Annotated in this window: 18 protein-coding genes; all 18 read right to left on the bottom strand. The window is 60.3% G+C overall.

Features of this window, described 5'->3' with window-relative positions; all coding sequences use genetic code 11:
• Nucleotides 1-70: 70 nt before the first annotated feature.
• Nucleotides 71-256 (bottom strand): type Z 30S ribosomal protein S14, encoded by a 186-nt coding sequence (locus tag ACTOZL_RS06310; RefSeq protein ID WP_021918824.1) that lies wholly within the window; start codon nt 254-256, stop codon nt 71-73.
• Between the two features lie 18 nt (nt 257-274).
• Nucleotides 275-817: a 50S ribosomal protein L5 gene (gene rplE, locus ACTOZL_RS06315; RefSeq protein WP_482477356.1), complete on the bottom strand. Its 543-nt coding sequence runs from the start codon at nt 815-817 to the stop codon at nt 275-277.
• Between the two features lie 26 nt (nt 818-843).
• Entirely contained in the window at nt 844-1,161 is a 318-nt protein-coding gene (rplX, locus tag ACTOZL_RS06320) for a 50S ribosomal protein L24 (RefSeq protein ID WP_482477340.1), read from the bottom strand.
• A 16-nt stretch (nt 1,162-1,177) separates the two neighbouring features.
• Nucleotides 1,178-1,546, bottom strand: coding sequence for a 50S ribosomal protein L14 (rplN, locus tag ACTOZL_RS06325; protein WP_482477341.1), 369 nt, complete (start codon nt 1,544-1,546; stop codon nt 1,178-1,180).
• Between the two features lie 14 nt (nt 1,547-1,560).
• Nucleotides 1,561-1,824: a 30S ribosomal protein S17 gene (gene rpsQ / locus ACTOZL_RS06330; RefSeq protein ID WP_482477342.1), complete on the bottom strand. Its 264-nt coding sequence runs from the start codon at nt 1,822-1,824 to the stop codon at nt 1,561-1,563.
• 14 nt (nt 1,825-1,838) lie between these two features.
• Nucleotides 1,839-2,036, bottom strand: a complete 198-nt coding sequence (rpmC, locus tag ACTOZL_RS06335) for a 50S ribosomal protein L29 (RefSeq protein ID WP_482477357.1) — start codon at nt 2,034-2,036, stop codon at nt 1,839-1,841.
• Nucleotides 2,036-2,479, bottom strand: coding sequence for a 50S ribosomal protein L16 (gene rplP, locus ACTOZL_RS06340; protein ID WP_482477343.1), 444 nt, complete (start codon nt 2,477-2,479; stop codon nt 2,036-2,038). Before rplP ends, rpmC begins: the two co-directional genes overlap by 1 nt.
• The gene (rpsC, locus tag ACTOZL_RS06345) at nt 2,479-3,327 is read right to left on the bottom strand and encodes a 30S ribosomal protein S3 (RefSeq protein WP_482477344.1); all 849 of its coding nucleotides are present in this window, start codon (nt 3,325-3,327) and stop codon (nt 2,479-2,481) included. Before rpsC ends, rplP begins: the two co-directional genes overlap by 1 nt.
• Nucleotides 3,328-3,343: 16 nt before the next feature.
• Nucleotides 3,344-3,679: a 50S ribosomal protein L22 gene (rplV, locus tag ACTOZL_RS06350; RefSeq protein ID WP_482477345.1), complete on the bottom strand. Its 336-nt coding sequence runs from the start codon at nt 3,677-3,679 to the stop codon at nt 3,344-3,346.
• Between the two features lie 14 nt (nt 3,680-3,693).
• Entirely contained in the window at nt 3,694-3,966 is a 273-nt protein-coding gene (gene rpsS / locus ACTOZL_RS06355) for a 30S ribosomal protein S19 (RefSeq protein WP_482477346.1), read from the bottom strand.
• Between the two features lie 18 nt (nt 3,967-3,984).
• Nucleotides 3,985-4,821, bottom strand: coding sequence for a 50S ribosomal protein L2 (rplB, locus tag ACTOZL_RS06360; protein ID WP_482477347.1), 837 nt, complete (start codon nt 4,819-4,821; stop codon nt 3,985-3,987).
• 15 nt (nt 4,822-4,836) lie between these two features.
• On the bottom strand, nt 4,837-5,133 hold the full coding sequence (gene rplW / locus ACTOZL_RS06365) for a 50S ribosomal protein L23 (RefSeq protein WP_482477348.1): 297 nt from the start codon (nt 5,131-5,133) through the stop codon (nt 4,837-4,839).
• Nucleotides 5,130-5,750: a 50S ribosomal protein L4 gene (gene rplD, locus ACTOZL_RS06370; RefSeq protein WP_482477349.1), complete on the bottom strand. Its 621-nt coding sequence runs from the start codon at nt 5,748-5,750 to the stop codon at nt 5,130-5,132. The genes rplW and rplD overlap by 4 nt, the downstream gene beginning before the upstream one ends.
• Before the next feature lie 19 nt (nt 5,751-5,769).
• Nucleotides 5,770-6,495, bottom strand: coding sequence for a 50S ribosomal protein L3 (gene rplC, locus ACTOZL_RS06375; protein WP_482477350.1), 726 nt, complete (start codon nt 6,493-6,495; stop codon nt 5,770-5,772).
• A gap of 138 nt (nt 6,496-6,633) precedes the next feature.
• Nucleotides 6,634-6,945 (bottom strand): 30S ribosomal protein S10, encoded by a 312-nt coding sequence (rpsJ, locus tag ACTOZL_RS06380; protein WP_482477351.1) that lies wholly within the window; start codon nt 6,943-6,945, stop codon nt 6,634-6,636.
• Between the two features lie 386 nt (nt 6,946-7,331).
• Nucleotides 7,332-8,282: a glycyl-radical enzyme activating protein gene (locus ACTOZL_RS06385; RefSeq protein ID WP_482477353.1), complete on the bottom strand. Its 951-nt coding sequence runs from the start codon at nt 8,280-8,282 to the stop codon at nt 7,332-7,334.
• Nucleotides 8,283-8,293: 11 nt separating this feature from the next.
• Nucleotides 8,294-8,593, bottom strand: a complete 300-nt coding sequence (locus ACTOZL_RS06390; RefSeq protein ID WP_482477354.1) for a glycine radical domain-containing protein — start codon at nt 8,591-8,593, stop codon at nt 8,294-8,296.
• A 112-nt stretch (nt 8,594-8,705) separates the two neighbouring features.
• Nucleotides 8,706-10,751: pyruvate formate lyase family protein (locus tag ACTOZL_RS06395; RefSeq protein ID WP_482477355.1), on the bottom strand; the 2,046-nt coding region annotated here is incomplete at its 5' end.

Here is a 10,751-nt window from a genome sequence, read left to right on the forward strand (position 1 = left end):
CGTCGGCTGGGGAATTCTATGGGAATGTCGGTCGAACGAGTTGCTTCATCCGACCGGCAGTACCATACGATTACCAGGAAGCCTTCCGCACGCCGGGGATCTGGCCCTTGTGAGCCAGCTCACGGAAGCAGATACGGCAGATGCCGTAGTCACGCAGATATGCGTGGGGGCGGCCGCAGATCTTGCACCGGTTGTAACGGCGGGTGGAAAACTTAGGCTCAGCTTGCTGCTTGAGCTTCATGGATAATTTCGCCATTGATCGTTCTCCTCCTAATTATCTGGTGGCAAAGGGAGCGCCGATCAGGCTCAGCAGCTCTCTCGCCTCTTCGTCAGTCTTGGCAGTGGTGCAGATCACGATGTCCATGCCCCGGATCTTGTCGATCTTGTCATACTCGATCTCGGGGAAGATCAGCTGCTCCCGCACGCCCAGGGCATAGTTGCCGCGGCCGTCGAAGGAGTTGGCGCTGATGCCACGGAAGTCACGGACACGGGGCAGGGCCACGTTGAACAGGCGGTCCAGGAACTCCCACATCTTGTCCTGACGCAGGGTGACCTTGGCGCCGATGGGCATCCCCTCACGGACCTTGAAGTTGGCCACGGACTTTTTGGCCTTGGTCACGATGGCCTTCTGGCCGGTGATCACGCCCAGGTCCCGGACCACAGCGTCCAGCATCTTGGCGTTTTCACGGGCCTCACCACAGCCCACGTTCACGACGATCTTGTCGATACGGGGGATCTGCATGGTGCTCTTGTAGTTGAACTTCTGCATGAGGGCAGGAGCAACCTCTTCTCTGTACTTTGCTTTCAAATTCGGCATTTCAGGCATGATTGACTCCTCCTCTCTTAGATTTCAGCGCCGCAGCGCTTGCAGACACGGACTTTCTTGCCGTCGGTGATCTTGCTGGCAGCCCGGGTGGGCTTGTCGCACTTGGGGCAGACGCGCATCACCTTGCAGGCATACAGGGGGGCTTCCTTCTGGATGATGCCGCCCTCGTCGCCCTGCTTGCGGGGCTTGGTGTGGCGGGAGACCAGGTTGATCTTTTCCACGACCACCTTGCCCTCCTTGGGCAGCACGGAGATAACCTTACCCCGCTGGCCCTTGTCCTTGCCGGTGATCACGACGACGGTGTCGTCCTTCTTGATGCTCATTTTGTTTCTCATATCTTTGTACCCTCCCTTACAGAACTTCGGGAGCCAGGGACAGGATCTTCATGTAATCCTTATCGCGCAGCTCGCGGGCGACTGGGCCAAAGATACGGGTGCCTCTGGGGTTCTTATCGTCCTTGATGAGCACGGCGGCGTTGTCGTCGAAACGGACATAGCTGCCGTCGGCGCGGCGCACACCCTTCGCGGTGCGCACCACAACGGCGCGGACCACTTCGCCCTTCTTCACGCCGCCGCCGGGGGCGGCCTTGCGCACGGAAGCGACGATCACGTCACCGATGTTGGCATACTTGCGGGAAGAACCGCCCAGTACCCGGATGGTCTTGATCTCCTTGGCGCCGGTATTGTCCGCCACCTTCAGATAGGATTCCTGCTGGATCATGTTACGGCACCTCCTTACTTCGCCTTCTCGATGATCTCAACAACGCGCCATCTCTTGTCCTTGGACAGGGGGCGGGTCTCCATGACGCGGACACGGTCGCCAACGCCACAAGTGTTGTTTTCATCATGAGCTTTGAGTTTATACGTTCTCTTGACGATTTTCTTATACAGGGGGTGGGCCACACGGTCGGCAATGGCCACCACAACAGTCTTATCCATCTTATCCGAAACCACCAGGCCGACTCTGGTCTTACGGGAAGAGGTTCTGGTTTCACTCATGTTTCAGTTCCTCCTTATTGGCCGGCGAGCTGCTGCTCACGGATAACAGTCTTGACTCTGGCAATGTCGCGCTTCACTTCGGTGATGCGGACAGGGTTTTCCAACTGATTGGTGGCATGCTGGAGACGGAGCTGGAACAGGTCCTTCTTGAGCTCCAGCAGCTTCTTTTCCAGATCAGCGGAAGACAGCTTACGGACTTCATTTGCCTTCATCATGCTTCACCACCATTCTCGTCTGCCGGGGCAGTGTCTGCCTTTGTCACGATCTTGCACTTGATGGGCAGCTTGTGGCTGGCCAAACGCAGTGCTTCACGGGCCACCTCTTCGGAGACGCCGGCGATCTCGAACATGATCCGGCCGGGCTTGACCACGGCCACCCAGTATTCCGGGGAGCCCTTACCGGAACCCATGCGGGTCTCGGCCGGTTTCTCGGTGATGGGCTTATCAGGGAAGATCTTGATCCAGACCTTACCGCCACGCTTGGTATAACGGGTCATGGCGATACGGGCGGCCTCGATCTGATTGCTGGTGATCCAGGCAGGCTCGGTGGCCTGGAGACCAAAATCACCGTAAGTCACGGTGTTGCCGCGGGTGGCCTTGCCCTTCAGGCGGCCACGGTGGACGCGGCGGTATTTTACTCTCTTCGGCAGCAGCATCAGGCGTTGCCTCCTTCCTTCGGCGCCGGAGCGCCAGCAGCAGGCCGGGGACCACGGTTATTGTAGCCGCCCTGAGGACGGTTGCCGCCATGGCCGCCGGGCTTCCGGTCACGATTGTAGCCTCCTCTGCCGTCGCGGCGGCGAGGACGGTCGGGGCGCTCCTTGAAGTTCTTGGTGTCCAAGGTGCGGGGAGTGGTGCGCAGAGTCTGGCTGAGGACTTCGCCCTTATAGATCCAGACCTTGATGCCGATGCGGCCGTAGGTGGTGGCAGCTTCAGCGAAACCATAGTCGATGTCAGCGCGGATGGTCTGCAGGGGGATGGTGCCATCGTGGTAGCACTCGCTGCGGGCGATTTCGGCGCCGCCCAGACGGCCGGAGCACATGACCTTGATGCCACGGGCGCCCATACGCATGGCGCGGCCCATGCAGTTCTTCATGGCCCGGCGGAAGGAGATACGCTTCTCCAACTGCTGGGCGATATTCTCCGCCACCAGCTGTGCGTCGGTGTCGGGGGTCTTAACCTCCACGATGTTCAGGGCCACGCTCTTGCCCAGCTTCTTTTCCAGCTGGAGGCGCAGGCGCTCAATGTCAGCGCCCCCCTTGCCGATGACCACGCCGGGGCGGGCGCAGTGGAGGTAGATCTTGATTTTGCCGTTTTCACCGGCATTGTCGCGCTCGATCTCAATCTTGGGCACACCGGCGGAGTACAGGGTCTTTTTCAGGTACTTACGCAGGTTGTAGTCCTCAACGATCAGATCGCCGACTTTCTCGTCCCGGGCATACCAGCGGGAATCCCAGTCCTTGATAACGCCCACGCGCAGGCCGTGGGGATTTACTTTCTGTCCCATATTCTGCCTCCTCCCTTTATGCCTTCTCAGCCACGGTCATCGTGACGTGAGAGGTTCTCTTGTTGATGCGGTAGGCACGCCCCTGTGCCCTGGGCATGATGCGCTTGATGATGGGGCCGGGGGTGGCAAAGACCTCGGAGACATACAGGCTTTCGGGGTCCATGTTGTGGTTGTTTTCCGCGTTGGCTGTGGCGCTCTTGAGCAGCTTGAGCAGGGGCTCGGAGGCTGCCTTGGGGGTCGTCATCAGGATCGCGGTGGCCTGGGCCACGCTCTTGCCGCGGATCAGGTCGGCAACGATCTTCACCTTACGGGGAGAGATGCGCAGATATTTCACATGGGCTTTTGCTTCCATTTCTTCTCTCCTCCTTACTTACCGGTCTTGCTGCCGGCGTGGCCGCGGAAGGTGCGGGTGGGGGCGAACTCACCCAGCTTGTGGCCGACCATATCCTCGGTGATATAGACGGGCACGTGCTTGCGGCCATCGTGGACAGCGATGGTGTGGCCGACGAACGCAGGGAAGATGGTGGAGGCTCTGCTCCAGGTCTTGAGCACCTTCTTGTCGCCGGAATCGTTCATATCTTTTACCCGCTTCAGAAGTTCGGGAGCGCAAAACGGGCCTTTCTTGATGCTTCTGCTCATAGTCTACCTGTCTCCTCCTTACTTCGAGTTGCGGCGCTTGACAATAAACTTGTCATTGGGGTTCTTCTTCTTTCTGGTCTTGTAACCCATGGCCGGCTTACCCCAGGGGGTAACAGGGCCAGGACGGCCCACAGGGGATTTGCCTTCGCCGCCGCCGTGGGGATGGTCGTTGGGGTTCATGACGGAGCCACGGACGGTGGGCCGCCAGCCCATGTGACGCTTCCGCCCGGCTTTGCCGATGGAAATGTTCTCATGGTCGATGTTGCCCACCTGGCCGATGGAAGCCTTGCACTCCAGGCGCACGATGCGCACCTCGCCGGAGGGCATACGGATCTGGGCCTGGCCGTTCTCCTTGGCCATGAGCTGGGCAGAGGTGCCGGCGGAGCGGACCAGCTGGCCGCCCTTGCCGGGGTGCAGCTCGATGTTATGGATCACGGTACCGGTGGGGATGTTGGCCAGGGGCAGGCAGTTGCCGGGCTTGATGTCGGCGGTGGTGGAAGAGACCACCTGGTCGCCGGCCTTCAGGCCTACGGGGGCCAGGATATACCGCTTCTCGCCGTCCTCATACTGGACCAGGGCGATGTTTGCGGAGCGGTTGGGGTCATACTCCAAGCGCAGGACGTTGGCAGTCATATCCATTTTGTCCCGCTTGAAGTCGATGATGCGGTACTTGCGCTTGTTGCCGCCGCCGCGGTGGCGGACGGTGATGCGGCCGTAGCTGTTGCGTCCTGCGTTCTTCTTGAGAGTCTCGGTCAGGCTGCGCTCCGGCTTGGCCTTTTTGTCGATCCCATCAAACGCGGAGACCGTCATGTGACGGCGGGAAGGCGTTGTGGGCTTATAGCTCTTGATAGCCATTGTGCATTAACCTCCTTATGCCATTCCTTCGAAGAACTCGATGGACTTGGAGTCGTCGGACAAGGTGACGACAGCCTTCTTCCAGCTGCTCTGGCGGCCGGCGGGATAACGGCCGGTGCGCTTGAGCTTACCGGTGACGTGCAGGGTGTTGACCTTGACGACTTTCACACCGAAGACCTCTTCTACGGCCTTGGCGATTTCAATCTTGGTGGCGCCCCGGTCGACCTCGAACACGTACTTCTTGTTCTCGGATTCGGCCATGGACTGCTCGGTGATCACAGGACGTCTGATGATGTCGTAAGCTGTTTTCATGCGAACACCTCCTCGATGATGGCCAGGGCCTTCTTGTCCACCACCAGCTTCTCGGCGTTGACGATGTCATAGACGCTGAGGATGGTGGCGGTGGTGGTGGAGACGCCGGGGATGTTCCGGGCGGACTTGTACACATTCTCGTTGACCTCGGGGGTGACGAAAATGGTCTTGCCGGCGTTCACGGCCTCCAAGAAGCCCTTGATGCTCTTGGTCTTGATGGCGTCCAGCTTCAGGTCGTCCACCACCAGCAGGTCGCCGTTGGCGGCCTTGTCGGAGAGGACGGACTTCAGGGCCAGGCGCTTGAGCTTGCGGTTGAGGCGGTAGCTGTAGTCCCGGGGCTTGGGGGCAAACACGATGCCGCCGTGGGTCCACTGGGGGGCGCGGGTGCTGCCCTGGCGGGCGCGGCCGGTGCCCTTCTGTCTCCAAGGCTTCTTGCCGCCGCCGGAGACTTCAGCGCGGGTCAGGGCGCTCTGGGTGCCCTGGCGGCAGTTTGCCAGGTGGTTGACCACCACGGCATGGACAGCACTCTCATTGGGCTCTACGCCGAAAACGCCCTCGGAGAGTTCCACCTCACCGACCTGCTGGCCGGCCATATTATAAACAGTTGCTTTAGGCATTTCTCAAACTCTCCTTTCCTTAGCGGTTTCTTGCAGATGCCTTCTGGGGATTGGCACGTGCGGAAGCCTTCTGCGGGTTCACGCTGACGCCAGCCTCGCCCTTCTTGACCTGCAGGGTCTTGGTGGTGGACTTCAGGTAGACGATGCCGCCCTTGGGGCCGGGCACCGCGCCGCAGACCGCGATGAGGTTGAACTCAGGGTCCACGCTGACAACGTCCAGGTTCTGCACCGTGACCTGCTCGGCGCCCATGTGGCCGGCGCCGATCTTGCCCTTGAAGATGCGGGAGGGGTCGGTACCCGAACCCATGGAACCGGCGTGGCGGTGGACAGGGCCGGTACCATGACTTTCCTTCAGGCGGGCGGCGTTCCAGCGCTTGATGACGCCCTGGTAGCCCTTACCTTTGCTGATGCCGGTCACGTCGATGTGATCACCCTTTTCAAAGGTGTCCGCCTTGACCTCGTCGCCCACGTTCATGTCGGCGGCGGCGTTGAGTTTGAATTCTTTCAAAACCTTCTTCAGGGGAACGCCTGCCTTTTGCAGGTGGCCCTGTTCGGGTTTGCTGAGCTTGCGTTCGGCGATGTCCTGGAAGCCCAGCTGCACGGCGTTGTAGCCGTCCTTCTCCTCGGTCTTTTTCTGGGTCACGACGCAGGGGCCTGCCTCGATGACCGTGACCGGGATGACCTTACCGGCTTCATCAAAGATCTGAGACATGCCGATCTTTCTGCCGATGATGGCCTTTTCCATAGTTGGTTCTCCTCCTTAAGAAAGGTTATTGGTTGGCAAACTTGACCATTGGGCTGTCATTGGTTTGTCAACATGACCCGCCTGTCTCAAAGCAGCGACAGGCAGTGGGTACACGAAAATGAATCGCTGGCGAAACAGTTACAGCTTGATCTCGATCTCGACACCGGCGGGCAGGTCCAGGCTCATCAGCGACTCCATGGTCTTGGGGCTGGGATTGTTGATGTCGATCAGGCGCTTGTGGGTGCGGCGCTCGAACTGCTCCCGGCTATCCTTATACTTATGGACGGCGCGAAGGATGGTAACGATCTCCTTCTTGGTGGGCAGGGGGATGGGACCGGAGACGGTGGCGCCGGTGCGCTTGGCGGTCTCGACGATCTTCTCTGCGCTCTGGTCGATGAGCTGATGGTCATAGGCTTTCAGCCGGATGCGGATCATTTCATTCTGTGCCATGTTGTTGTTTCCTCCTAGAATCATACGAAGTGTCAATGTCTTTGCCACGCTTCGTACGGTGAGAGATTCCTACCACTTATCCGTGCGTATCACTCCGCAAGCATGAAGAAAACCGGCAGACTTCGCCGGCCTCCCTCTGTTGTGGCGATATATGCCCTTCAACAGAATCTCCCAGCCGCCCGATCAACGGACATACTCCGCGGAAGTTACCTCCTCTCGGAGCAATCTCCCGCATCATCGCAGACTGCGCCCCAAACAGGCGCTTGTTTATAGTACTACAAATGGGACAGAGTGTCAATCATTTTGCCGAAAAACGTCCCGCTCAAAACCCACAAAAAAGGCCGCACTTGGCGGCCTTTTTTGCACACTCCATAAAAAGGGGCTGTCTAGTCCAGTAGAATGGCGTCGCCGCCCAGGCTGACCCGGTTTTCCGGGGCAGCTTCCTGGGCCAGCGTTTGGAGCTCCAACAGCCGGGGGTCCCTCCCCGTCCGGCTCTCCACCTCTTCCAACGGGTAGGCATCCCCGATCATCTCGTACTTGCTCTCCCCCAGGTTGTGGTAGGGCAGCAGGTTCAGCTCCGGGGCGCCCTCTAGGCTGGCGGCAAACCGGGCGGTGGCGGCCACGTTCTCCGGGCTGTCGGTGTACCCCGGCACCAGGGGCAGGCGGAGGATTACCCGTCCCCCCCGGCGGGGCAGCGCCCGGCACAGCCGACGGATGTTCTCCAAAATCAGCCCATTGCCCACCCCGGTGAGGGCCTTGTGGCGGGCGTCGTCCATGTGCTTCACATCCACGAACACCGTGTGGCAGTACTGGGCCACCGCCCAGAGCTGCTCCCAGGGGGCAAAGGCGGAGGTCTCCAAGCAGGTGTTGATGTAGTTGCTCCGGCACAGCCGTAGGGTCTCCGCCGCCACCTCATATTGCAGCAAGGCCTCCCCCCCGGAGAGGGTCACACCCCCGCCGCCCTTCCGGTAAAAGGCGGCATCCTTCCGGGCCTCCTCATAGAGCTGCCAGGCGGTGTACTCTCTGCCGGAGATCATCCGAGCCCCGGCAGTGCAGCCCTCTATGCAGGCCCCGCAGAGGGTACAGGCGGAAAAGTCCACCTGTACCTTCTCCCCTACCTGGTTCACCCCCTGGGCACAGGCCGCCTCACAGGCGCCGCAGCCAGTACACTTGGCGAACTTCACCACCAGCTGCCGCTTAGACGACAGCCCAAAGGGGTTGCTGCACCACAGGCAGTGCAGGGGGCAGCCCTTGAAGAAGATAATGGTGCGGATGCCAGGGCCGTCGGTGTTCCGAAATCGTCCGATGTCGAACACCCGGGCCGTTTTTCCCTCCATACCCAAGGGCGTTAGAAGCTGTGTTCCGTGCGGTTGATGATGTCGTCCTGGACCCGCTCGGCAATGTCTGTCCAGTAGACGCTATAGCCCGCCACCCGGACCATCAGGGTGGGGTAGTTCTCCGGATGGGCCTTGGCGTCAATGAGGGTCTCCTTATTGATGGTGTTGAACTGGACATGGTAGACCCCATAGTCGTTGAGCATGGTGCGCACCAGGTTGGTAAAGTTACGCATCCCAGCTTCCTTATACACCGGCTCCACATAAGTGGCCTCTGGACAGTTCAGGGGTATATCACGGATGGTTGCTGTCATAGTCCTTCGCTCCTTTCAAGATGATATAGATAAACGCTTTCCTCCACCTTTCTCAAAAGGATGGCGGAGAGACAGAGGCACCGCCGTCAGGCTTGGGCGGACGCTCCTATCCTTACGATTGCGCCAACAGCTCCGACTGGCTGATCCACATATTCAGCAGCGTGCCATTGGTGTACGCCGGGAAGTCCAGCTTCCCATAGCTCCGGGCCGCCGCCGTAGGCCCGTTGGTGTCCGCCTGCTGGGTGGCAGACATGGTGTCGGAGATGGGCTGCCCTGCCAGGCGGCCGTTGGGGGTGGCCCCGGTCATGGCCCCATAGCCCACGTTGGACTGGACCATCTGAATGGCCGCGTCGCAGTAGTGCCCCCGGTACATCTTCAAAACCATGGTGCAGTCGGCGAACCACTTCCACAAATCGGCGGCGATGTCGTCGGCAAAGTCGTCGTCGTTGCCATACTTGGGGGCGGCAAGGAGCTTCGCCCGGAGGGCATCATAGCCCACAAAGTTCTTCATGCAGGCCTCCGCCACCTCCGCCAGGGTGGCGGCGTGGTCCTCAAAGACCACCTTCTTGATGGCGGCCACAGAGTCCACCAGGGTGCCGAAGCCCACCATCTGCATGGTGGGGCCGATGTTCACTTTAGCCCCGCCGGCGGTGGCATCCACGGCCCGTTCCAGGGCCCCGTCCAGGAGGATGGTAAAGGTAGGCAGGTTGAACTGCTCCGCCAGGAGCTTTTCGCAAATCAGCAGGTTGGCGTGGCACTCGTCGATGGCATACTTCACCTGTCCCTTCACCGCCTCGTAAAATGCGTCAAAGCTCTGGAAGGACTCCGGCGCGCCGCTCTCATAGGTGACCACCTCACCGCAGAGGCTGCCGTCCACCCCGGTGGCCTTTTTGCCGTTGGTGACGGCGGCGAACACGCAGCCTGCCACGTTGATGATCCCAGAGTCTGTGTGGCCGTATTGCAGCCCCTCCGCCCCCGGCTCCACACAGCCAATGGGGGAGCCAAACTTCAAAATGTCCTTGCGGGTATAGTTGGAATAGCCGTGGAGCCCCCCGGCCCGGTGCTCCAACATGGAGTATAGGCTCTCGCAGTTGAAGAAGGAGGGGTGGCCCATGCCCTCCGCCGCCAGCTCACAGGCCTCGTAGAGCAGGGCGTCCGGGGTCTTTTGGTGGAGCATGATGGACACGGCGGGAGAGGTGGTCTTCACATAGCGCATGGCCCGCAGGCAGAGGTAGGACAGCTCGTTGGTGGCATCCTTGCCGTTCTCATCTAGGCCCCCCACGTCCAGGTGGGGATAGCGGTAATACCCGCCAAAGATGTAGGCCATCTGGGTGGACTGGAACCACACGTTGGACGTCACCTTGATGTACAGCTCCTCAATCAGCTCCATGGCCTTCTCCGGGGTGAGGATGCCCTTTTCCATGTCCGCCTTGTAGTAGGGGTACATGTACTGGTCAAAACGGGACCAGGTAATGGAGGGGCCCGCCCCCTCCACGAAGAGGAAGAAGCAGACAGCCCAGGCCGTCTCGCAGGCGTCATAGAAGGAGGTCGCGGGGCCCCAGGGAACCCGTTTCATCATCTCCGCCATCTTTTCCAGCTCCTGCTTGCGCTGGGGGTCCTTCTCCGTCTCCGCCCTCCGGGCACAGGATGCGCTGAGCCGCTCCCCCCAGTCCCGGATGGCCTCTAACACCTCAAGGATTCCATGGTAGAAAATGCGCTTGTCGATGGAGGCGGGGTCATTGGGGTCGAGGGCGGCCAGGAGGGCCTTGGCCTCCTCATAGTATTTTACAAAGCCGTGCTGGATCACCTCTGTCCAGGCAGGGATGAAGTGGGAGCCGTTGGCGCAGAGGTAGTTGGACACATCGGACACCCCGCCGAACTGGGCCCGGTCCCACTCCTCCGGGGTGACATAGTGGCCCCACTGCACTGCCATGGTCTTGTCCTTCCAATAGGGCAGCAGGTCCTCTTCCAGCTCCTTGTAGTCCTCGTCGGTGATCTCGAAGGGGTCGTAGGTCCGGTCCCGGAGGTTGGGCAGGTCCTCGGCCAACCAGTGTGCGTGGAGCTCGATGGCGAAGTTGGCCCCCCGGATGCGCTTGGTGGGCCAACCCACCAGCTGTTCGTAATCATACACGTTGTCGCTGAGGGTACGGTAGACCTC

This window comes from Evtepia sp. (assembly GCF_056797215.1).